Genomic DNA, 22,674 nt, shown 5'->3' with positions numbered 1-22,674 from the left:
CCATGTAAGATCTGTTACTTAAAGTTATTCGGAACAGTCTCCAAAGGCCGGCGTTCATCCCGCACCTTTACTTTTTTGGAGATGGTTCCATGAGAAAGATTGCTCTTGGCGCCGCCCTTCTCTTGTTGAGCAGCGCGGCCTATGCCCAAACATCGACTCAGACGAACACCAATACCAACACGACATCGCAATCGTCTTCGGATTCGAACACGCTGCTGCGCAATCAGACCGGCAGCAGCAGCCGGACACAGACCGAGACCACAGGTGCAACGCGCGGCGAGTCGTCCGGCGCGCAAATTAACGTCCGCAATCGTCAGGAAACGGGTACGCGCGTCGGTGTCGAGACCCGTGAGCGCTCCGGCGTGTCCGTCCGCTCCCGCACGATCCGCGAAGTCGAGGAACCGAGCGTCTCGGTGACCCGCCGCCGCAGCGTGACCACCTATGAGGAGCCCGACACTGAGATTCGCCGCACCGTTGTGAAGAAGAAGCCCGCCAAGAAGGTGGCGGTGAAGAAGACCAAGCGGTCCAACAAGGTCGTGACGAAGAAGCGCCGCTATCAGGTGGTCGAGGAACCGGTGGAGGTTCGTCGCCGGACCGTGCGTCGCTATGAGGAAGTCAATGAGCCGAGCGTATCGGTGCGAAGCCGCACGACAATTCGCCGAACTCGGGATACCTCGCCAAGCGTCGGCGTGTCGGTGGAGCAGCGCCGCTCCAATGACGTGAATGTTTCGACGAGCCGGACGCGCTCGAGCGCGCCTGAGACGACAGGCAGCGTTTCGACCCGCAGCCGAACCGATGTAAACAGCGGCTCGGGCGGCAACACGTCGAACTCCGGCAGCGGCTCCATCAACATGCGTCTGCAGCAGCGCGGCTCCTCCTCGGAGGGCGGCAGCCCGAACCAATAATGGCAGTGGTTGGGAAAGGGGCAAGATCGATGGCTCCTTTCCGGATCATCCGATTCAAGACGCGTTCAGGAGTATGAGGATGAAAAAGCTTTTGGTAACGATCAGCGTCGCGCTTTTGGCGGCGACGTCCTTCAGCGGCGCGGCGGATGCCCGCCCCGGCAAGGGCAAGGGCCACGCCTACGGCCATTACAAAAGCCACAAGGCCCAGCGCTACTACGTTCAAAGACGGAACAACAACAATGCCGCCATCGCGGCCGGCGTGACCGGTGCGATCATCGGTGGTGCGCTTGCTGCAACGGCCCGGCCAACATACCGGACCTATGATAGGTCTTATTACAGGACCTATGAAGCACCCAGGCGGACCTATTATCGTGAGGACTATTACGATTACGGGTACTGAAACGGAAAGGGCGCCTTTGGCGCCCCTTCTATTTTTCTCGCCGATTGGATTTGGATGAGTTTCGGAGGCAATTGATACCTTAGTGGCGAGCGCTCATGCTGGCGATGGCCTGTCGGCAGGCCTGTTCGCAACGGCGGCAGGCCTCGGCGCAGACGCGGCAATGCTCATGCATGCTGGCATGGCGTTCGCATTCGTCTCCACAAAGGCGACAGGCGGTCATGCAGGCATTGAGCATGTGACGAATGACATCCTCATTGGAGCCGGTTCGGCGCGTGGCGACCGTTCCGGTTGCCATGCATATATCGGCACAATCCATATCGAGGCGGATACATTGCGTGAGCTGGGCAACCATCGGTTCGCCCAGGCATGCATCGGCGCAGGATGTGCAGGCCTGTGCGCAATCGAAGCATTCCTCGATGCAGCGGATCAGGGCGTCGTTGGTGTCGCCTTTCACATGGGGATGGGTGCTGATCATTTCATGAGCATGCATGTTTGCCTCCTTGCCAGACGTGAGAGGAGTGCAGGCTTTCAGCCCTTGTCCGCCCAACGGAAGGAGATGTGAATGGTTCCGGGATCAGCGCCCCAGATTCCCGGCGGAAATGACGGCCCGTAAGGGACCGTATTCCGTCTGCTTCCTCACGTCGAGCTTCACGCGACCGCCCGCATGCGTCCCGTAGGCATCGGAGGAGCGGTTGCGCGTTGAGCCGACCAGCGTTTCCGCTCTCACCCGACCGCTGATGCGCACGCAGGTATCGGAGGCCTGAAGCATAGCAAAGCCAGGCGGGCAGGCGGTGACCGCCTGCGCCTGACTGATCAGCGCAAGGCTGGAAAGAACGAAGGCAAAGGCGCAATGCTTCATAGCAAGCTTGAGTTTAGCGGCCTCGCCCCGAAAATGACAAGGTAATTGCCTTGCAGAACTCAAACGCCACCCGATCCGGTCCGCCGCCCATAGGATGCGGCAACGTCCGATCGGTCCACCTCCACGTGGAATTGCTCGGCCTTGGGGCTGTAATCCCGGATGGCGCCGATGCCATAGCGGTAAGCGAGCTCGCCACCGAGCCAGCCGCTGAACAGGAGGAGAGCCGTCTGGATGCCTGACAGCCAGATACCCCAGCCCTGGACCCCCGCAGCCGGATCGCCCAGGCGGACGCCGACATTGATAAGGGCCAACGCGACCACCGTGAGATTGGCGACCATGTGCGCCCAGGAGACCCATACGTTGCGCACCCGGTCGATGGTCACGAAATCGATCATACCGGGAATGGCGGCAATAAGTGCGGTAACGATGCCTGCGATCAGGAGCCAGTAGGAAACCTGGGCCCAGAACGCATCCTGGGTCGCGAGGAAGGCGATATCGGTTCCGAAAGCCCCGATCAGGAATGCGACGGGGAAAACGATCAGCATGTGGTGAAGTGGGTGGCCGGCGATGGCCGCGGTGCTCTGGACGCCATGACGATGGTACATGCCCATGAAGGTCTCCCTCTACGGTGCTTCGCTAGGAAAATGCCCCGGTCAAGTCTTCGTTCCGGAGCCCTGGCTCAAAGCGCCGCCCCGATCCGTCGCAGGGTTGGGTTCTGGACATCGGGGAGCGGATGGGGGATAGCGTAGGCATGCATTCCCCTGCGGAATGGGTCGTAGGGGTCCTCTGCGACTGTCCGGTCGAACTCCCATGGCAGCCGCTTCGATGGTCCTTGATCCTGCCACGCTTACCGTTGCCTTCGTACTGCTCTCGGCAGTGCTTGGAACTTTGTTGCTTTTCTCCTGGATGCTGAATCGCACGGTTAAGGCTTTGGCATGGTGGGGCAGCGCCTTCTGGCTCATTGCCGTGGGAATCGGATCGGCCAATCTTGCGCAGGGACAACCGGCTTATGCGATTCTGCTCGTGGCGAACGCCTTGGCCCTGTTGTGTTATGGCGTCCTGTACACCGGCTGCAGGATCTTCAACGGACGATCTGCGCCCCTGACGGCGATGCTTGCCGGGGTAGCTGTCTGGATCTGCGCTTTTCCATTCATCTATAGCTCGCACGGCTATAGGCTGATTCTCGCGTCGGCGATCACCTTTGTCTATTCGTCCCTCTCGGCCTGGGAACTCGGACGCCATGCTTCGCGGCCGCTGGCCTCCTCGCGTATGGCCGTCGTGCTTCTGCTGGGGCTTGCCGCTTTCAATTTGTCCCGTGGGACGCTCGGGATCGCCCTGACTTCGGTCTCCTGGATCGATACCTTCGCGAGCCGCTGGTCGCCATCGATGGCGCTCGTGCTGGTCATGTTCGGCCCGACCTTGGCCTTCATGTTTCTGTCCATGGCCAAGGAGAGCGTCGAGTTCGAATATAAGCAGGCTGCCTTGGTCGATCCTCTGACCGGCGTTCCCAATCGGCGCGCCTTCATGGAGAACGCTTCTCAGCTCCTCGCCCGGCTCGGCAACAGGCCGACGAGCTGCCTGCTGTTCGACCTCGATAACTTCAAGACCATCAACGATAGCTACGGCCACGATACCGGCGACCGCATTCTCACGATCTTCGGAGACGTGCTGGCAAGCCATCTGCCGCAACGAACCTTCGGTCGTTTGGGCGGGGAGGAGTTCGGCGCGATCCTGCCGCTGGATTCCCGCGAGGCGGCTCTCCTGGCGGACCGGATCCGACATGCCTTTTCCATGGCCGGAGCCAACACCCTCGGTGGCCTGGCTAACGTGACCGTCAGCGTCGGCTGCGTCACGGGAGCAGGCATCGATGCTGGGGCGCTGCTCCGGCGTGCCGATGCGGCGCTCTATCAAGCGAAGCGCAGCGGCCGCAATATCGTCATCGCGGCCTGACGGGCTTAGAGCATCGGACCCAAAAGTGGACCCACTTTTGGGATTCAATCCGATGCTCCACTCTTTGAAGAGCGCATCGTTCGCTGCGGACCCGAAGGGCCGCGTCAGCGAAAACCGGGTCCACTTTTCCGCACCGAACGATGCGCTAGGTGCTCAGACGACGAAAAAATCGTGATGTGTCAGGGCAAGGCCCTTCTTGATCTGTGCAAATTCCACCGGCTTGCGTGAGCCAGAGCCATCGGAATCGTATGACAGAACGCCGGTCTTCTTGTTGTAGAGCACGTAGTCGTTCTGATCCTTTGGCCTGTTTCCCGCGTTGAAGAATTCCGCATTGAGCTTGGTCGGATGGGCGGACGAGCCTGGTCCGATCTTCCGGAAAATGGCGTTGTCGAGCCAGATCGAATCGTCCCTTACGGAATAGTTGGCGATCGTGTCGAAATTGACCTTCCGATCCGTCGTCGAACTCCCGAGCTTGGTATTGAAGATGAAGACGTCGCGGCCGGCATCGCCGCTCAGAATGTCGTTGCTCAAGCCGCCGTTGAGGCGGTCGTGACCGTTGCCGCCGAAGACATAATCCCTGCCGGAATCCCCATAAAGTTTGTCGTTGCCGCCATCTCCGAAGACATGGTCGTTGCCGCCCATTCCCCGGATCGTGTCGTTGCCGGAGCGGCCACTCAGTTCCTCATCCTGTCCAGTGCCCTTGAACGAGTTGGATGAGGCGGACCCAATCCAAGTCTGTCTCGAGGTGAAGATTACGCCGGAATCCACACCGTAGATCGTATTGCCGAGCAGTAGAATGCCCGTCTCGCCGGCGAGGGTGTTCGTCCGCTCCTCGCGGATTCCATAGCGTGCATCGATCGCGCCGTCGGAGTAGATCGTATTGTTGAGGATCTGCGTGTTCGTGGAGTAGTAGGTCAGCCCGGTGGTCGTATCGAGACGCATGCGGATGCTGATCTCGTCGAATTGGTTGTCCGCAGCCTGCGCGTTGTTGAAGATGTGACTGTTTTGAACAATGGTCCCGGTCGATCCTTCGATCCGAACGCCACTGCCCTGGTTGCCGAAGATCATGGCGCCGTCAACAATGACATTGGCGGCCATGTTGAGCAGGACTCCGTCCTTGACGTTGCCGTAGTATTGGCCTCCGACGATCTGGACGTTGCTCGGCCACGGGATCGCCTCCGATCCGCGCTGCACGACCACACCTGTCGACCCGTTGCCATAGGCGATGTTGTCCTGCAGGAGGAGCCCGGTTGTCGTGGTGGTGATGTTGAAGCCGTGTCGATCGTTGCCGTAGGCGATGTTGTTCCGGTAGATGCCGTTGACGATGTAATCCGCCACGAAGCCATCGAGCCCGTTGCCGTGAGACACGCTGCTTTCGATGGTCAGACGGAGGGTCTGCTCATGCGGGTCGAAGCCGTAGCCCGAGCAATCCATCACCTCCACGCGCGCGACATGAATGTCGCTGTCCTGTAGCGGGCTGCCAGGTCGCACGCCCGTGTAGAAGCCGTCGATCTTGCCTGTCGTGGCATCGCGGTTCCCGTCGATGGTGATATCGAAGAGGCCCACATTGCTTGTCACCTCATCGAACGGCGTGCGCACCACGCCGGTGATGTCTCCCGCCCAGCCGTCGGCCACTTTAAGAACCGTCCGGCCCATGCCGGCACCCTGCATGGCCGTGCCGGACAGCAGTTCGACCGCACCGTCGCTCTTGTCGCCGTTGCCTTTGACGAGCAGGGTGCCCGTCGGCAGAAGGACAGTCACACGGCCCACAGCGGGGTTCTTGATATAGGCATCGTGAGCCGCTTTGACGGCGACGTTGAGGGCAGCGGTATCGTCTAATGCATCATTCGCTTTTGCGCCGAAATCCGAAGCACTGATGAACAAGGCCATGCAGATAATCCTTTGTTTCAAAAGGAAGCAAGCCTGCTTACCCATCTTTGAGAGATTTTGGGTGTGCTATTCTTGGGAAATGAATTGCCTTTGAGGTAGTCATCATGAAGGGGCGGGCGACATACTCATAGGATAGGAAATTGCTCTAAAGTTTATTCGACGGACAATTCAGATATCTGATGCGATGACTCTCAATTTTCCACCTTCCATATGCAGGTCTGACGATGTCGCTCACTGCGCCAAGGAAGGGTATGGGGAGACATTAACGACACGAAGCACCCATTGCCCAATGTTGCATCGACGTACTTCAGTCCCGTACGAATAGATAAATGAAATGTAGTTGCGGAAAGAAGGCGAGCGGTCCTATTGTCTGCGAAGGGGGCACCGCCAATGAATGGTTTCATTGCTACAGGTCTTGCCATGCTCATTGCCATGGTCATGACAGCTTGCGTTTCCGCCGGTGATAAGCGTGCAGATCTGCGGGCGATCTTCCACGATCAAATCGCCCACTGTTATGCTCTTCCGAAGTCTGCGATCGGCGCAGATGCCACGGTCATTGAAGTACGGCTCAACCTAGATGGATCATTGGCCCAAGCGCCGAAGGTGCTGCAGGGCATCGCTAACTCCGCCCAGGCCAAAGCCGCCTTGGCTGCTGTGAAGCGGTGCGCACCTTTCCATATCCCAGCGGGCCTTGTTCCACGCTATGTGCAGTGGAGGGTCATGGTTATCACGTTCAATACAGGTATGATGTCACTCTCGACTGGCGTTTTCCGTGGAGGCGGTGAGCGTCCTGCCACGCAGGCGTAAGGTGTTCCCGAGAAAGGCCAAACTCCCGCCTCTCGTAACTTGTGTTAAAGCGCTCAAGCTCAGGGCGCGTAGTCTGCGGTTGGATAGGAATGAGAAGCACCGATGCCGCGCTATCATTTTCACGTCCAGCTTGGAGATCGTTTCATACCGGATAGGGAAGGGATCGATCTGCCGAATTTGAAAACAGTGCGGGGAGCCGAGGCTCAGGCGGCTCATGCGTCCTGGGATCGTGTTTTGTGCTTCATTCAGAGCTTGCCCCATAGAACCACCGTCATCACCGACGAGGCGGGCCGGATTGTCTTTGTCCTTTCTTTGTAGCGTATGCTTCCACCCCGTAGAAATACGGTCCGGGTGAGTGTTCCACCATCGTGAGATGATCGCTGCAACAGAGGGGAGCGGGATGCCCCGCTATTACTTCCATCTCCGTTCCAAGGATCAGTTTATCTGGGATCGGGAAGGAGTCGATCTACCCGATCCCGCCACCGCCAGAGGAGCTGCCGACAAGGCAGCAGCTGAACTCCGCGGCGATCTGCTGCACGAGAGCAGGCATGGATACTGCTGGACCGTCGCGGTCACGGATGAAGGCGACGAACTCATCCATGTCACGTCGCTCTAAAGCTGCTTTGCGGGTTTGCTGGGGTGAAATCATCACTCTCGTTTCGGGTTGGAGCAGCAGGATGGGCAACCGGGTCCCCTTCTGAAATGAATCGCCTTCAAAAAGAATGACTTCCGCTTTCGAAAAGGGTGGTCACTGCAAACATGCGTCGAAATGGTATTAAATTGGTCCCAATCCTTTGGGGGAGGTGCTCTCCATGGAAAAACTAATGTACTAAGGTCTCTCCATTCCTGACACTAAACTTGCGCATTACTCTGCGTTAAGCTCTCGGCAAGCAGATTTGTGCAATGGTTCCTACAGTATCGTGGTCTATGTCTGGGGGGCAGGCGTGACAGAGGAAGAGATTGAAGCCGTCGCAGAAGAATTGGCGAAAGCGGGAGGCACTTCCTGGTATCCGGGGCGTACGCGCGGCGCGCTTCTGCGGCCGGTAAGCGAACGCTATCGGGATCGCGCGCGACTGGCGATCGCCGCTCTTGACCGGGTGAGAGCAAACCATGGGGGTATGCAGTCAGAGTCTCAGCAGACACCTCCACCGCATCAGAACGCGCTGGCGAGCAACCCAGATGACGTCCATGTGGGTGCCGTCGTGGTGTATCGTCCGCCGGGAGACCAGCGGGCGATCGCTTGCCGCATCGACCGGCTTGAGGAGGGCCGCGCTTATCTGGTCCCGGCGCCGCGACCGGATATCGGCTGGGTTTCCCTGGATTCGCTTCACCCGCTGAGGGCAGAGACTCCGACCAAAGACGAATAGGGTGGGGGTCCAGAAGGTCTCTTCACTTCATCGGCAAAAAGGGTTAGCAGACTCCATCCTGTCCGAGTGGGTGTTTGTCCCAAATGCGCTGCTTCTTCCATCTTGTGAACGATCACGAAGAGATCGTCGACAACACGGGAATTGAAGTCCACGACCTGGAAAGCGCCAAGGTCCAGGCTCTCCTTGCCATCACCGAGCTGCGACAGGAAATCGGCAGCGATGCGCAGGATTGGACCGGATGGCGGCTCGATATCGTCTGCCCCCAGGGGACCCTTCTTCATTCGATGATGCTGAACAGCACTGTGCATTGAAGATCGGGCCTCTGCCCAAGATCAGTTTGTTAACAATAAAGTCGCGCCGAGCCGATTACTGGCATTTTCGCCAATCTCTCGTAATGATATGTTATAATTTAAACAATCATCAAATTGCAACTTGGCACATTACATCATAACTCGTGATGAATTGCAGGTATTGCTGAGGTCGAATATCAAAAGTTGTGGAACTTATTTCCTCGGGTCGGAGTCTTTTCACGCGAGATGCCCGTGAGGGTTAACCCGGAGGAGTAGGGAGATGAATTCGCGTGGACGCTCGATTGCCTCGGGCCGTGGGGCTTCAATTTTTGGCACGGCTGTTCTTGTTGCTTGTTTGATGGGGCAGCCTGCGACGGCTCAGGTCGGCCTTGGTGGCGGAGTGAATGTTGGCGGCTCGGACGGTCTTGGAGCCGGCGTTGGGGCGAATATCGGTGGTGACAATGGCGTTTCGGCCGGTCTTGGTGCCAGCATCGGCGGATCAAGCGGCACGAGTGCCGGCGCGGGTGCCAATGTGGGTGGCTCCAGCGGGGCCTCGGCCGGCAGCGGAGCGAGAATCGGCGGGTCGAGCGGTGTCTCAGCAGGAGCGGGTGCGAATATTGGAGGCTCCGACGGCATCAGCGCAGGTGTCGGTGCGAATGTAGGCGGGTCTGACGGCGTGACGGCAGGTCTGGGCAAGAGCATCGGTGGATCAGACGACATAACCGCAGGTGTCGGCGCAGGCATCGGCGGCTCGAGTGGTTTTGATGTGGGCGTCGGTATTGGGGTTGGTGGCGGTCGTGCCACTGGCGGCAACAGCGGAACAGGCAATACCGGCGGCACGGGTGGGCTTACCAATCCAGGCTCCATGGGAACGGGCAGCGTGCGCAATCCATCCTCAACCGGCAGCGTCAACCCGAATCGGTCGGGCAGACCCGGTCAAACCGAACGTCTCAGGGCGGAGATCCGCAACATGAGCGAAGATGAGCGCCTGAAGCTGCGTCGCAGCTGCGCCATGGTCTCAGCCTCTCCCGACGGGTACGATTCCGACATGCAGGCGCTCTGCCGCCTGATGAGCCGAATGTCGGTGCTCTAAATGGCATCGGCGACGAGAAGGCGTGACCCATCGATATCACGCCTCTTGTTTTGGATTGGTCGTGTGGCGACTGTCAGCGCCAGGCCGTCACCACGAGAGCACTCATGCGGTTTTCAACGGCCGATGTGCCGAAGCGGGTCGTGAGAGCCTCAGTCGCCTTGGTCGTGACGTCCTCCAAGCGCTCCGCAGCGCGGGCCTCGATCTCGGATCGTAGGGGAGAGCCCTGGCAAAGTCCCATCGCGGGAGCGTGGGGTGAGGGGGCTTGCGTGACCTTTTCGACGACCTCGATATCGACGTTCTCAAAGCCTGCCTGCTGAACCTCGCCGCGGATCCGGTCCGGATCGAAATAGCCGAAGGGCACGCGCTCGATGAAACGCGGCGGGTCGTCGGGAAAGCATTTGCCCGCCGCGTCGGAGATGATGCGACTGACCTCGTTGTGGTCGAGGGAGTTCCAGACGTTGAACACGAAGCGACCACGGGGTTTGAGCACGCGCAGCGCCTCGCGATAGGCTGTCAGCTTGTCGGGAAAGAACATGACACCGAACTGGCACACGACCACGTCGAAGGATGTGTCCTCGAACGGAAGCGCCTGCGCATCGGCCTGTTGCCATTTCACATTGGGTGCCTGCAGTCGCTTGGCCGCAACATCGAGCATCGCCTGATTGAGATCGGTCGCGACGATCTCGACATTGGGCGGCAATGCCTTCACCAGCGCGCGAGTGACGATGCCCGTCCCGGCGGCCGTTTCCAGAATGCGGCCCTGCGCGACATCATGCAGACGCGCCGCCAGGTCTTCGGCGTAAGGCTCGAAGAGGATTGAACCGAGATATTGTTCGTAGATCGCTGGAATCGAGCCCGCAAAGGCGGCATCGGTGGCACCCATCGTTTCCTCCACCGTGAAAGGGAGGGATGATCGCGCCGAAGGCTAGGACGGGCAAGTGTCTCAAAAGGGGAGGGCCGACGACCTGATCGCTCGAGATGAGACAAAAGCCCGAGCGGAGATACGCCGGAAAAGCCATGGCATGGGAAGATATGACATGCTCTCTTTTGCGCGGCCAAAATCCAGGAGCAAGCATGACGGCCATTCTGCAGCTTCCAGCCTGGCTGGGCGCGATCCTTGCGATGCTGCTCGCCATTGCGGCCTCCGCCATTCCCTTCGTCGTGCTGCGCCGGCTGTTGAGCGAAGAGCTGCCGACGAGGACCCGCGATGTGGCCGAAACGGTCGCCGTGCGCATCGGAACGATCCACGGTCTCATTCTGGCGCTCGTATTCGCGGAGGCGCAGTCCACGCACACAAACCTGCAGCAGGAGGTCTCAAAAGAACTCACAACGATCGAGCACATCGCGCTCGAACTGAATCAATGGGACGGGCCGGAGAAGGATGCGCTACGCGGCCAGCTTGCCGCCTATGTGACGGCGGCCCTGCAGAACGAGTGGCAGGCTTCCGCGAGCCTCAGAGGCAGCCGCGAGGCGAGGCGGGCTTACACCACGCTCGACCATGCCATCCTCAATCTCAAGGCCGAGACGCCGCAGCAGCAATCCCTGCGGACCCGGATGATCATGAACATGGATACCCTTCAGGACCATCGAAAGGCGCGGCTCTCGCTCGCCCATCGTGGTCTTCCGAGCCTGTTCTGGTGGATGGCCCTGACCGGCTTCGCCATCATCGTCGGCTTCTTCCTCGTCTTTCCGGCCAACCTCGTGCACATCGCCATTCTTTCTGTCTACGGAGCCTACACGGGCCTCGCGCTCTACTTCATCCTGGCCTTGAGCCATCCCTATGCAGGCCCGGCCGCCATCGATACGGTGCCCTATGAGATGGTGCTTGAGGATGAGTTGGGAGCGCCGAGAGTGACTTCGAGCCAATAAGGAAGCCGAGGCAGTGACAGTCTTGGGGGCGGGACTCAGGGCTGAGCAACCTGATTGACTTCAGCAGCGCCTCTCACGTGGTGTGCTACAAGGTGTGGAGGAGCCTGCTCCCGCATTATCCTAGCAGCCAGGCAAAGGCCCGTTTTAGGTTGGCTGTGCCATCGCGCTCGAACCAGCGGCCGTGGCCGATGATGACACGTTGTGGGCTCCAGGCGACGATCCGCGAGACGGCTTCCTTCGCCGCTCTGCGGCGCAGGCGAATGACGAGGCGCAGATACGCCGGAGCCTTGCCGCCGGGCGCCTTTACGCCGGTGAGCGTCGCGAAGATACGGGTTCCCAACGGCAGCTTCTCCGGCTCGAGATTCTGGATGAGGTCGGTGAGAATGAGCGTGCGCGTAGGCCGGTGGAAGAAGGCGACCTCGCGAAAGCCCGCGCCGCCCGGGACGACGATCTGCTCGATCTCACCGCTCCATTCCTCGGCGGGCTCGTCTGTCAGGTCGCGATCGAACCGCAAGCCCTTCTTCTGAACCTGGGGTCGCCGGCGCAGTTCGGGCTCGGCGGATGTCTTGGCGGCCGGGCAGCCGTACTGCCATTCCTTGAGATGCGTCCAATGTGCGACATTGGGAGCGATGAGATGGCGAATGGGGCCAAGCGTCTCGATCTCGCGTCTCAGCTCCGCGTTGAAGCGCGTCGGCGAATGGAGCCAGACATTACCATTGCTCAGACGGATCACTGTCATCCGCACCGGCAGGCTTAAGCCCATCGCCTCCTGAGGCCCGCTGTCGACAATCCAGACATTGTCCGCGACGGGCTTGAGCACGTCGAGGGGAGGATAGGTTACCTCTTGATGGGACATGGTTCACCTTGCACGACCCCGCGAGGGCAAAAGGGGCCCTGTCGTCTCTTGAGGACTAGGCCCTTCGTCAGAAGCTTCAACTGATGGCAAAAATGCCGATCACATGCGAAGGTTGCGCTCTTGTGCGGGCCGCCTATCGGGCCTAGCACTGGGATGCTGGATTCTTGCAGCACAGGACAGGTGGCGGCTATGTGGAACGACCGACGCATTCTGGACCTTCTGGGCATCGAGCTTCCCATCATCCAGGCTCCCATGGCCGGTGCCAATCTCTCTGACATGGTCATCGCTGTCTCGGAAGCTGGGGGGCTCGGATCTCTCCCCTGCGCTCTGCTGAGCCACGACAAGGCCAGGGAAGAACTGTCCAGAATCCGGCAGAAGACCTCGAAGCCGATCAACGTCAATTTCTTCTGCCATCGTGCCCCGGTTGTCGATGCCGAGCGGGAGGCAGCGTGGAAGCAGCGCCTGAAAGGCTACTATCTGGAGTTCGGGCTCGACCCGGATATGTCGACTCCTCCCTCGACGCGCGCTCCCTTCGATGAGACATTCTTAAGCCTTGTCGAAGAATTCAGGCCGGAGGTCGTGAGCTTCCACTTCGGACTGCCGCAGCAAAACCTTCTGAAACGTGTGAAGGATACAGGCGCCAAAGTCCTTTCCTCGGCGACGACAGTCGCCGAGGCGCGCTGGCTCGAAGGCGAGGGGTGTGATGTCATCATCGCACAGGGCTTCGAAGCCGGTGGCCATCGCGGTATCTTCCTGACCGACGATATCACGACTCAGATTGGCACCATGGCGCTGGTGCCGCAGGTGGTCGACGCGGTGAAGGTGCCAGTCATTGCTGCGGGCGGGATTGCCGATGCGCGGGGCATCATCGCGGCTTTCGCCTTGGGAGCATCGGCCGTGCAGATCGGAACAGCCTACCTGTTCACGCCGGAAGCCACGATATCCCCGGTTCACAGGCAGGCGTTAAAAGGCGCTGGCGCTGAAGAAACCGCGCTGACGAACCTCTTTACCGGGCGCCCGGCCCGAGGCATCGTCAACCGGATCATGCGCGAGGTCGGCCCCATCTCGGTGCTGGCGCCTGAGTTTCCGCTTGCAGGCGGAGCGCTCGCCCCTCTGCGTCAGAAATCCGAGCCCCTCGGTTCGGGAGATTTTATGTCTCTCTGGTCCGGCCAAGCGGCACGCCTGGCCCGTGAGCTATCCGCAGGGGAGCTGACGAAGGCGTTGGCGCGGGAGGCGCTTGATCGGCTGGACGTGCGTTCAGCCTGAGAGAAGAGCACCTCCAGCCGCCTTACTCCGCCGCCTGTCGCGTCACTTTCTTGTCCTTCTTCGCCGGCGCCTTCTTGGCGGCTTCCTTCGGAGCTGCCTCCTTCTTCAAGGGCCTGCGCTCCAGCACTTCCTTGAGGAAGCGGCCGGTGTGGCTGGCTTTCGACTCGGCAATCTCTTCCGGTGTGCCCTGGGCCACGATCTGGCCGCCGCCGTTGCCGCCTTCGGGGCCCATGTCGATCACCCAGTCGGCGGTTTTGATGACCTCGAGATTGTGCTCGATGACGACGACCGTGTTGCCCTGGTCGACGAGTTCATGGAGCACCTCGAGCAGTTTTGCCACATCGTGGAAGTGAAGGCCCGTGGTGGGCTCGTCGAGGATGTAGAGCGTGCGGCCGGTGGCGCGCTTGGAGAGCTCTTTCGACAGTTTCACGCGCTGCGCCTCGCCGCCCGAGAGCGTCGTGGCCTGCTGGCCCACATGCACGTAGTCGAGGCCGACGCGGGCGAGCGTCTGCATCTTCTCGCGGATCGACGGCACTGCCTTGAACAGGTCGCGTGCTTCCTCCACCGTCATGTCGAGCACGTCGGCGATGGACTTTTCGCGGTACTTCACCTCCAGCGTCTCGCGGTCGTAGCGCTTGCCCTTGCACACGTCGCAGGTGACGTAGACGTCGGGCAGGAAGTGCATCTCGATCTTGATCACGCCGTCGCCGGAGCAGGCCTCGCAGCGTCCGCCCTTCACGTTGAAGGAGAAGCGGCCGGCCTGGTAGCCGCGCGCCTTAGCCTCGGGCAGGCCGGCGAACCATTCGCGGATCGGCGTGAAGGCGCCGACGTAAGTGGCCGGATTCGAACGCGGCGTGCGGCCGATGGGCGATTGGTCGATGTCAATGACCTTGTCGAGATGCTCCAGTCCCTCGATGCGATCATGCGGGGCCGGGTGCTCCAGCGCGCCGTTGAGCTTACGCGCGACGGCCTTGTAGAGCGTGTCGATGACGAGCGTGGATTTGCCGCCGCCCGACACGCCGGTGATGCAGGTGAAGGTGCCGAGCGGGATCTCCGCCGTTACATCCTTCAGGTTGTTGCCCTTCGCGCCTACGAGCTTGATCTTGCGCTTCGGGTCGGGCTTGCGGCGCTTGCCCGGCACCTTCACGGACATTTCACCCGTCAGGTACTTGCCGGTGAGCGATTTCGGGTTCGCCATGATCTCGTCCGGTGTGCCTTCCGCGACGATCTTGCCGCCGTGGATGCCGGCGCCGGGACCGATGTCGAACACGTAATCGGCATGGAGGATTGCATCCTCGTCATGCTCCACCACGATCACCGTGTTGCCGAGATCGCGCAGGCGCTTGAGGGTGACGAGCAGGCGCTCGTTGTCGCGCTGGTGCAGGCCGATGGAGGGCTCGTCGAGCACATAGAGAACGCCCGTCAGGCCGGAACCGATCTGGCTGGCGAGGCGGATGCGCTGGCTCTCGCCGCCCGACAGGGTGCCGGAGGAGCGGGCAAGCGTGAGATATTCCAGGCCCACGTCGACCAGGAAGGTGAGGCGCTCGCGGATTTCCTTGAGGATGCGGCCGGCGATCTCGTTCTGCTTCTTGGTCAGCTTCTTCGACAGATCGCCGAACCAGAGATGCGCGTCCTTCACGGAGAGCGCCGTGGCATCGCCGATATCGGAGCCCGCGATCTTCACCGCGAGCGCTTCCGGCTTCAGACGCTTGCCGCCGCAGGCCTCGCATGGCGTCTCGCCCATGAAGCGGCCGATTTCCTCGCGCGCCCAATCGCTCTCGGTTTCCTTGTAGCGACGCTCGAGATTGGGGATCACGCCTTCGAAGGGCTTTCTCACTTCGTAGGCGCGCATGCCGTCGTCATAGGCCATGCGGATGGAGACGCCGTCCGAGCCGTAGAGGATCGCATCGCGCACTTCTTCGGACAGCTCGGTCCAGGGCTTCGTCATGGAAGCCTTGTAGTGCTTGGTGATCGCCTCGAGTGTCTGGCCGTAATAGGGCGAGGTCGACTTCGCCCAGGGCAGGATGGCGCCGCGCTTGAGCGAGAGCGTCTCGTCCACGACGAGAGCCTCATCGATGCGCATCTCGTGCCCGATGCCGCCGCAGGTGGGGCAGGCGCCGAAGGGGTTGTTGAACGAGAACAGGCGCGGCTCGATCTCGGGGATCGTGAAGCCGGAGACCGGACAGGCGAACTTGGACGAGAAGACGATGCGCTTGGGCTTGCCCTTCTCATCCGTCTCGTCGGCATATTCGATGACGGCGATGCCGTCGGTCAGCTCAAGTGCGGTCTCGAAGGATTCCGACAGGCGCGCGGCAATGTCGGCGCGGACCACGATGCGGTCCACCACCACGTCGATGTCATGCTTGAACTTCTTGTCGAGGGCTGGGGCCTCGTCGATGGCGTAATATTCGCCGTCGATCTTCAGGCGCTGGAACCCCTTCTTCTGGAACTCGGCGATTTCCTTGCGGTACTCGCCCTTGCGGCCGCGCACCACGGGAGCGAGCAGGTAGAGGCGGGTTTTCTCCGGCAGCTCCAGCACCCGGTCGACCATCTGGGAGACGGTCTGGCTTTCGATGGGCAGGCCCGTGGCCGGCGAATAGGGAATGCCGACGCGCGCCCAGAGCAGGCGCATGTAATCGTAGATCTCGGTGACGGTGCCGACTGTCGAGCGCGGGTTCTTGGAAGTGGTCTTCTGCTCGATGGAGATGGCAGGCGACAGGCCGTCGATCTGGTCCACGTCCGGCTTCTGCATCATCTCCAGGAATTGGCGGGCATAGGCCGACAGGGACTCGACGTAGCGGCGCTGCCCCTCGGCATAGATCGTGTCGAAGGCAAGCGACGACTTGCCGGAGCCGGAGAGCCCCGTGAACACCACGAACTTGTCCCGCGGGACCATGAGGTCGACGTTCTTGAGGTTGTGCTCCCGCGCCCCGCGCACCGAGATCACGCGCGCATCCGGATCGCCCGCCTTGGCGCGGTTGAACAATTCGTCGAGTTTAGCCATGGCCTTCAATAGCCTTCAAAGAGGGGAAAACGGCCAAGTGAGGCCGGCTCCGGGATATGTGACGTCCCACCCGCCGATGCAATGCGGCGGATGATTCCAGGTCTCAAATCCTAGAACAAAGAGGGTACAGAGGGCAATGGGCGTCATTTGGAGAAAGATGTGCAATGGAAGGCTCCTGCTACGGCATGAGTCTTCCGCCAAGGTTGCAGCTAGCGGCGCCGGAGCCGTCGATGATGGCTCCCGTCGTGGCCCCGTCACGTTTCCGATCGTTGTGGACGAACAGGCTGAAATGGCGACGCAGGCCTGTGGCCTCAAAGCCCACGGCTTTTTCTTGAATGTCGTCCTATCGCCCCTTGCGAGATGGCACAGAGCAACATTACGCTACGTTGCAACTAAACCATCGCTTGGTGCTCCATGCCATTGACCCTGACTATCCAATCCTTCAGCCGCCCTACGGCCTCATCCATTATCTCGCGTATAGTCTCGGCCGAAGATGGCACACAGGCCAATGGCCACAACGGTTTTGCGTCTTTCAGTGCCGATGGACACTACTTGGTTTTCGAAAGCCCAGCGAGCAATCTGGTCGCCGGAGACACGAACGGAAGCGCGGATATCTTCCGTAAGGATCTCTTGACGGGCGAGGTGGTTCGGATCTCGACCACGAGCACGGGTGCCGAGGGAAATGGCCATAGCAATAACGTGGCGCTCAGCGCCGACGGACGTTATGCCGTGTTCACAAGCAGCGCCGACAATCTGGTCGCTGGCGATACCAACGGCAAGGCGGACATTTTTCTCAAGGATCTGGCCACGGGCAACGTGACACGGGTCAGTACGGATGGCGGCAGGCGACAGGTCGGCGGGGATAGCGACAAAGCCCTGATCAGTCCCGACGGGCGCTATGTGACTTTCGAAAGTTACGCGTCCGATCTGGTGGCGGGCGACACAAACAACACGAGAGATGTCTTTCTGAAGGATCTGTTCACCGGCGCCGTTGCCCGTCTTTCGACGAGCAGTGACGGAACGGGCGGAGACGGCGACAGCCGATCCGCGCAGATCAGTCCCGACGGGCGTTATGTGTTGTTCGAGAGCAATGCGACCAATCTGGTGGCCGGAGACACCAATGGCACCTCCGATGTGTTCCTCAAGGACCTGCTGACCGGCGAGATCCGTCGCATCTCTACCGACAGCAGCGGAACTGAAGGTAATGGCTATAGCTATCAGGCCCGCTTCAGTGCCGATGGGCGCTCTGTCGTGTTCACCAGCAGGGCGAGCAATTTCGTCCCTGGCGACAACAATGCCGATTACGATGTCTTTCTGAAGGATCTGGCCACCGGGGCGATTGATCGCCTTTCAACAACCAGCACGGGGGCTGAAGTGCATGGTTGGAGCGAGGAGCCTCGTCTCAGCAAGGATGGACGCTATCTGATTTTCGCAAGCGCCGCGGATGACGTGGTGCCCGGCGACAGCAATCACAAATACGATCTCTTCCGCAAGGACCTCGTCACGGGGGAGGTCATTCGTCTGTCCATCTCTGCGGAGGGCATCCCATCCGATGACGATACGGGTTATGGAATTGATGTAAGTCCCGACGGACGGTTCGTGGTCGTCGGCAGCCGCGCGAGCACTCTGGTGCCTGGCGACACCAACGGACAAATCGATACCTTTCTCATCGATGCTGTCCTGATGAAGAATGCACCGGCGGTCGTGGCTGGGCGGTTCGTGGAGTTGCGTCTCGCCACCGGCGCAGCCTCCAGCGTCCGCCTCGACTGGGGCGACGGTGCGGTCGATACCCTTTCTCCGTCAGGCGGTGGCGCCAATTTCAGCCATACCTATGCTGGCAGCGGAGCCAAGAACGCCGTTGCAACCGTTGTCGAGAATGGCCATTCATGGTCCGTGCCTTACGTCATCGATCTGGTATCCGGGCAGATGACGCGAAACGCAACAATGATGGACACCCTCGTCGGCAGCCAGGGAGCAGACCGGCTTGATGGGGATGCTTGGGCGAACCGGATCATCGGCCAGAACGGCAGCGACAGGATCGATGGCCGGTCCGGGAACGACATCCTTTGGGGCGGAGCTGGCAACGATACGCTCATCGGCAATGCCGGTCATGATACGTTCGTGTTCGGCGCGAGACCCAATAAGCGGACCAACAAGGACAAGATCGTCGACTTCAAGGTGAAGGACGACTCGATCTGGCTCGACAACGCCGTGTTCGCCAAGCTCGGCAAGAAGGGCTCGGAGGCAAATCCCACCAAGCTGTCCAAGTCGTTCCTCGCCATTGGTGACAAGGCGAAGGATAAGAACGACTATATCGTCTATGACAAGAAGAAGGGCGTTCTCCTCTACGATATAGACGGTTCCGGCAAGGGCAAGGCGGTGGAAATCGCCAGCCTCTCCAAGAATCTTAAGCTGACAGCGGCTGACTTCTTCGTCATCTGACCCTGGGCGAGGCGGCTTTACGCCGCCCATCCTTTCTGGGGACAGGCCTGTGCAGAACCCTCGGCCCGGCTTGCCCCCGGCGCCCCAGGGGCCCAGAACAGCCTCCTGAGAATGAGGAGAGGCCGTTATGGCTGGATCTGTGAACAAGGTGATTTTGGTGGGCAATCTGGGGCGGGACCCGGAGGTGCGGCGTCTGTCGAACGGGGAGCCGGTGGTGAATCTGCGGCTTGCCACGTCGGAGACGTGGAAGGACAAGGGCACGGGCGAGCGCAAGGAGAAGACCGAGTGGCACTCGGTGGTGATCTTCAACGAGAACCTGGCGCGGGTGGCGGAGCAGTATCTGAAGAAGGGCTCGAAGGTGTATGTTGAGGGCCAGCTGCAGACGCGCAAGTGGACCGACCAGAGCGGCCAGGAGAAGTACACCACCGAGGTGGTGCTGCAGCGGTTCCGGGGTGAGCTGACGATCCTGGACAGCCGCGGCGGCGGCGCCTCGGAGTATAGCGACGAGGAGCCCGGCCAGATCAGAAGCGGCGGCGATTTCGGTGGGCGCTCTCCCTCACAGGATCGCCGGCCGGCGCCGTCCTTCGGCGGAGGCGGCAGTGGCGGCAGCGGGGGCGGCGGCTCCCGCTACAACGATCTCGACGACGATATTCCGTTCTAGCGCATCGTGCGGAAAAGTGGATCCGGTTTTCCGTCCGAACGATGCGCTCTTTAAAGAGTGAAGCATCGGATTGGATCCCAAAAGTGGATCCACTTTTGGGTCCGATGCTTTAGCCGTCCCGTCCCTGCGCAAAGGCCGCCCTCGTTGGCGGCCTTTTTTCTGGCCTGACGCCTGAGAGTTGACGGGAGAACGGCGGGCTCTAATTGTGATATTATAAAATCACAAAACCTCTGATCCAGGGAGAGGGCACGATGAACAATGCTTCCGTGACAGGCGAGACCCGGGTCAATGCCGCCGCCCATAGCCAGAACTTTTCCTCCGTCTCATCTCTCAAGGACGGGGGCTGGGTCGTTGCTTGGACGTCCAAGGGGCAGGACGGGTCTCAGGAGGGGATCTACCAGCAGCGTTATTCTGCCAAGGGCATCGCTGTTGGAGAAGAGGTCCGGGTCAATACCTCGACATTGAATGCGCAGACGGAACCATCTGTCACAGATCTCGCCGATAGTGGTTGGGTCGTCACGTGGATCGGACAGGACGGCCAGTCCACTGGCATCTTTCAGCAGCGTTACAATGAGCATGGCTTGAAGGTCGGTCCTGAGATCAGGGTCAACACGACAATTGCCGGTTCTCAGGAATTTCCGGCGGTGACGGCCCTCGCACGCGGCGGCTGGCTTGTCATCTGGGCCTCCGATACGCCGGACGGCTCCAGCAGCGGTGTCTATCAGCAGCGGTACGGAGCCAATGGACATCCCGTCGGTTCGGAAACGCAAGTGAACAGCAGCCCATCCGATTCAAACTCCCGCTCATCGGTGACGGCGCTCTCGGACGGCGGCTGGGTGGTGACCTGGACAGTCTATTCTCAGGATCATTCCGAAGCCGATATCTACCAGCAGCGCTACGATGCCGATGGATGGACGATCGGGGACGAAACCAAGGTCAATACGATCAGTGAGAAGATACAAGCCCTTCCGACGGTCACGGGCCTGAAGGATGGCGGCTGGGTTGTGACCTGGTCTTCCTACACAGGTGACGATTCCGGCCTGAGCGTTCGCCAGCAGCTTTATGCCGCGAGCGGTCAGAAGGTGGGAGGCGAGACGCAGATCAACACGACCACGGCTCTCGAACAATACGACTCTTCCGTGACCGCGCTCCCGGATGGAGGTTGGCTTGCCACTTGGACATCCAGTCCGTCGAGCGATGGTCCTGCAGACATCTACCAGCAGCGCTATGCCGCCGATGGGCAAAAGGTCGGCGGTGAGAATCGGGTGAATACGACGGTTTCAGCCGATCAATCTCTGGCCTCCGTCACGACGTTGGAGGATGGCGGCTGGGTGGTGACCTGGAACTCATACGATCAGGAAGGAGACAATTACGATATCTACCAGCAGCGCTACACGGCGGATGGACGGCAGGTCGGGCCTACGACACCCACCGGCCTCAGCCTCAATGGTGATGCATTCGACGAGGGGACGTCCAGTGCCTCTGCGATGATCCAGCTTCATGCCAAGGCTTTCGTCACCGAACGCGGTTTTATCTATACGCTCCTCGATGACGCCGGAGGTCGCTTCGCACTGAGCCCGAGCGGGACGCTGACGGTCAAGGACGGCATCCGGCTCGATTACGAGCAGGCTCGATCGCATCAGGTCCTAGTCGAGGTGAAGGATGCGCTCGGAGCTGTCTATCGGACGTGGCTTACGATCAAAGTCAGCGATGTCGCGTCCGAGAACGTGAGTGGCGGCATGCTCAAAGGCGACTTCGGAAAAGATGCGTTCAAAGGCGGTTCCGGTGACGACAAGCTCTGGGGCGGTTGGGGTAACGACATTCTCGCCGGCGATGCTGGCCGTGACATCTTCGTGTTCGATACAAAGCCGAACACAAAGGCGAACCGGGACAAGATCGTCGACTTCAAGGTCAAGGACGACTCGATCTGGCTCGACAACGCGGTGTTCACCAAGCTCGGGAAGAAGGGCACGGAAGACAAGCCGGCGCAACTCAGCAAGTCGTTCTTCACCATCGGCTCGAAGGCCAAGGACAAGAACGACTACCTCGTCTACGACAACAAGAAGGGCGTGCTCTCTTACGACGCTGACGGCTCCGGCAAAGGCAAGGCCGTGGAGATCGCGTCTCTCTCTAAGAATCTGAAGATGACCGACAAGGACTTCTTCGTGATTTGACCTGGAGCATTCTTGGCGAAGGGATCCCGTTTGAGAGTCAAGGATTCAGCAGCAAAGGACGAGATGATTCTCCGCATGAGGAAGCAGCTCTCGTTCTTGAACCTGAGCAGGAAGACGCCCTGCTTCTTATGCTCAAGCTTGGCCGCAGCCGACGACGCGGGAGATCCGCATCTGCGCCATAGGGAGAGGATCCAGGATAATATTCTTCGGGTAGACTCTCAGATGTCCGCGAATCCGAAAACTTACCTTGCGTCATGGCATGGAAGCTGCTCATCTAGCGGCAGATTCCGGGTCATGGCGAGACCCGACGATTGAGTGAAGATTTCCGAGGTTGCCCCAGCGTGCACTGTTACTTTCATCTTGTGCACACGCACGAACGGATCGTCGACGAGGTTGGGATTGAAGTCTCGGACCTGGAAGCAGCCCATTATCAGGCCGTTAAAGCCATTCAGGAACTGAGGCAGGAAGGCGAGGACGAGGACGTCGAGTGGCGCGGCTGGCAACTGGAAGTCGCCGACGAGGCCGGAAACGTCCTCCTGTCGATCCCGCTGGATATGGCGCAGCATTGAAGGCTTGTCCTGAGACGCACACCCTCGATCCATAGGCCAGGGGGGAGAGCGACCATCCGCATGAATGTGATGTTTGGCTCGATGGCCGAACCGAAGAAACTCAAGGCGAACGCGTTCGCCGAGGGCAAGAAGGCGAGAGATGCCGAGGACTTGATCAAAAGCGCAGATCAAGAGCATCACGATCTCCAACAAGACCACGACGGCCTACAGCGACTTCTTCGTTGTTTAGGGTAGAAGGTGGGCCTGCGAAGGCGGGGGCGATAAGGCCCTTG

General features: G+C 60.2%; 23 protein-coding genes. 16 read left to right on the top strand and 7 right to left on the bottom strand.

Annotation, left to right across the window (positions count from 1 at the left end; translation table 11 throughout):
* The first annotated feature begins 89 nt into the window (after window positions 1-89).
* Both JO965_RS16210 and JO965_RS16205 read left to right on the top strand, forming a co-directional pair.
* On the top strand, window positions 90-905 hold the full coding sequence (locus JO965_RS16210) for a hypothetical protein (RefSeq protein ID WP_203439891.1): 816 nt from the start codon (window positions 90-92) through the stop codon (window positions 903-905).
* A gap of 79 nt (window positions 906-984) precedes the next feature.
* A complete protein-coding gene (locus JO965_RS16205; RefSeq protein WP_203439890.1) occupies window positions 985-1,305 on the top strand; it encodes a hypothetical protein in 321 nt (106 codons plus the stop codon).
* 79 nt (window positions 1,306-1,384) lie between these two features.
* On the opposite strand, the gene JO965_RS16200 is transcribed toward JO965_RS16205, so the two are convergent.
* From JO965_RS16200 to JO965_RS16190, 3 genes are all read right to left on the bottom strand, one after another.
* On the bottom strand, window positions 1,385-1,795 hold the full coding sequence (locus tag JO965_RS16200; protein WP_203439889.1) for a four-helix bundle copper-binding protein: 411 nt from the start codon (window positions 1,793-1,795) through the stop codon (window positions 1,385-1,387).
* Window positions 1,796-1,879: 84 nt separating this feature from the next.
* Window positions 1,880-2,164: a porin gene (locus JO965_RS16195; RefSeq protein WP_203439888.1), complete on the bottom strand. Its 285-nt coding sequence runs from the start codon at window positions 2,162-2,164 to the stop codon at window positions 1,880-1,882.
* Between the two features lie 59 nt (window positions 2,165-2,223).
* Window positions 2,224-2,775, bottom strand: a complete 552-nt coding sequence (locus tag JO965_RS16190; RefSeq protein WP_203439887.1) for a DUF2231 domain-containing protein — start codon at window positions 2,773-2,775, stop codon at window positions 2,224-2,226.
* A 199-nt stretch (window positions 2,776-2,974) separates the two neighbouring features.
* On the opposite strand from JO965_RS16190, the gene JO965_RS16185 reads away from it, so the two are divergent.
* Window positions 2,975-4,114 carry a GGDEF domain-containing protein gene (locus tag JO965_RS16185; protein ID WP_203439886.1) on the top strand — a complete coding sequence of 380 codons (1,140 nt, stop codon included), beginning with the start codon at window positions 2,975-2,977 and terminating at the stop codon, window positions 4,112-4,114.
* A 153-nt stretch (window positions 4,115-4,267) separates the two neighbouring features.
* Here the strand turns inward: JO965_RS16185 and JO965_RS16180 are convergent, their stop codons facing one another.
* On the bottom strand, window positions 4,268-6,004 hold the full coding sequence (locus JO965_RS16180; protein WP_203439885.1) for a right-handed parallel beta-helix repeat-containing protein: 1,737 nt from the start codon (window positions 6,002-6,004) through the stop codon (window positions 4,268-4,270).
* Window positions 6,005-6,394: 390 nt separating this feature from the next.
* On the opposite strand from JO965_RS16180, the gene JO965_RS16175 reads away from it, so the two are divergent.
* The 6 genes from JO965_RS16175 to JO965_RS16150 all read left to right on the top strand — a co-directional run bounded on the left by JO965_RS16175 (window position 6,395) and on the right by JO965_RS16150 (window position 9,561).
* Window positions 6,395-6,811 (top strand): hypothetical protein, encoded by a 417-nt coding sequence (locus JO965_RS16175; protein WP_203439884.1) that lies wholly within the window; start codon window positions 6,395-6,397, stop codon window positions 6,809-6,811.
* Between the two features lie 102 nt (window positions 6,812-6,913).
* Window positions 6,914-7,129, top strand: coding sequence for a hypothetical protein (locus JO965_RS16170; RefSeq protein WP_203439883.1), 216 nt, complete (start codon window positions 6,914-6,916; stop codon window positions 7,127-7,129).
* An 82-nt stretch (window positions 7,130-7,211) separates the two neighbouring features.
* The gene (locus tag JO965_RS16165; protein ID WP_203439882.1) at window positions 7,212-7,427 is read left to right on the top strand and encodes a hypothetical protein; all 216 of its coding nucleotides are present in this window, start codon (window positions 7,212-7,214) and stop codon (window positions 7,425-7,427) included.
* Between the two features lie 328 nt (window positions 7,428-7,755).
* Complete coding sequence (locus JO965_RS16160; RefSeq protein ID WP_203439881.1) at window positions 7,756-8,178, top strand: hypothetical protein; 423 nt, start codon at window positions 7,756-7,758, stop codon at window positions 8,176-8,178.
* An 83-nt stretch (window positions 8,179-8,261) separates the two neighbouring features.
* Window positions 8,262-8,489, top strand: coding sequence for a hypothetical protein (locus tag JO965_RS16155; RefSeq protein ID WP_203439880.1), 228 nt, complete (start codon window positions 8,262-8,264; stop codon window positions 8,487-8,489).
* A gap of 259 nt (window positions 8,490-8,748) precedes the next feature.
* Window positions 8,749-9,561, top strand: coding sequence for a hypothetical protein (locus JO965_RS16150; RefSeq protein ID WP_203439879.1), 813 nt, complete (start codon window positions 8,749-8,751; stop codon window positions 9,559-9,561).
* Between the two features lie 73 nt (window positions 9,562-9,634).
* Here JO965_RS16150 and JO965_RS16145 read toward each other — a convergent pair whose 3' ends face one another.
* Complete coding sequence (locus JO965_RS16145) at window positions 9,635-10,444, bottom strand: class I SAM-dependent methyltransferase (RefSeq protein ID WP_203439878.1); 810 nt, start codon at window positions 10,442-10,444, stop codon at window positions 9,635-9,637.
* A 191-nt stretch (window positions 10,445-10,635) separates the two neighbouring features.
* On the opposite strand from JO965_RS16145, the gene JO965_RS16140 reads away from it, so the two are divergent.
* Entirely contained in the window at window positions 10,636-11,430 is a 795-nt protein-coding gene (locus JO965_RS16140; RefSeq protein ID WP_203439877.1) for a DUF4239 domain-containing protein, read from the top strand.
* A 115-nt stretch (window positions 11,431-11,545) separates the two neighbouring features.
* Here JO965_RS16140 and JO965_RS16135 read toward each other — a convergent pair whose 3' ends face one another.
* Window positions 11,546-12,286 (bottom strand): DUF4336 domain-containing protein, encoded by a 741-nt coding sequence (locus tag JO965_RS16135; RefSeq protein ID WP_203439876.1) that lies wholly within the window; start codon window positions 12,284-12,286, stop codon window positions 11,546-11,548.
* A 189-nt stretch (window positions 12,287-12,475) separates the two neighbouring features.
* Between JO965_RS16135 and JO965_RS16130 the strand changes: the two genes are divergently transcribed.
* Window positions 12,476-13,552, top strand: coding sequence for a nitronate monooxygenase family protein (locus tag JO965_RS16130; protein WP_203439875.1), 1,077 nt, complete (start codon window positions 12,476-12,478; stop codon window positions 13,550-13,552).
* A 22-nt stretch (window positions 13,553-13,574) separates the two neighbouring features.
* Here JO965_RS16130 and uvrA read toward each other — a convergent pair whose 3' ends face one another.
* Window positions 13,575-16,556, bottom strand: a complete 2,982-nt coding sequence (gene uvrA / locus JO965_RS16125; protein WP_203439874.1) for an excinuclease ABC subunit UvrA — start codon at window positions 16,554-16,556, stop codon at window positions 13,575-13,577.
* A 552-nt stretch (window positions 16,557-17,108) separates the two neighbouring features.
* Here uvrA and JO965_RS16120 point away from each other — a divergent pair.
* The 5 genes from JO965_RS16120 (at window position 17,109) to JO965_RS16100 (ending at window position 22,636) form a co-directional block, all read left to right on the top strand.
* The gene (locus JO965_RS16120; protein WP_203439873.1) at window positions 17,109-18,998 is read left to right on the top strand and encodes a M10 family metallopeptidase C-terminal domain-containing protein; all 1,890 of its coding nucleotides are present in this window, start codon (window positions 17,109-17,111) and stop codon (window positions 18,996-18,998) included.
* Between the two features lie 127 nt (window positions 18,999-19,125).
* Window positions 19,126-19,659: a single-stranded DNA-binding protein gene (gene ssb / locus JO965_RS16115; RefSeq protein WP_203439872.1), complete on the top strand. Its 534-nt coding sequence runs from the start codon at window positions 19,126-19,128 to the stop codon at window positions 19,657-19,659.
* A 251-nt stretch (window positions 19,660-19,910) separates the two neighbouring features.
* Complete coding sequence (locus JO965_RS16110) at window positions 19,911-21,833, top strand: M10 family metallopeptidase C-terminal domain-containing protein (protein WP_203439871.1); 1,923 nt, start codon at window positions 19,911-19,913, stop codon at window positions 21,831-21,833.
* Between the two features lie 341 nt (window positions 21,834-22,174).
* Entirely contained in the window at window positions 22,175-22,402 is a 228-nt protein-coding gene (locus tag JO965_RS16105; protein ID WP_203439870.1) for a hypothetical protein, read from the top strand.
* A gap of 60 nt (window positions 22,403-22,462) precedes the next feature.
* Window positions 22,463-22,636, top strand: a complete 174-nt coding sequence (locus JO965_RS16100) for a hypothetical protein (protein WP_203439869.1) — start codon at window positions 22,463-22,465, stop codon at window positions 22,634-22,636.
* Window positions 22,637-22,674: the final 38 nt, after the last annotated feature.

Origin of the sequence: Microvirga sp. VF16 (assembly GCF_016864375.1) — a bacterium.
GTDB lineage: Bacteria > Pseudomonadota > Alphaproteobacteria > Rhizobiales > Beijerinckiaceae > Microvirga.
Note: the sequence above shows the minus strand (reverse complement) of the source record. Positions and strands in the feature narration are given on the sequence as shown.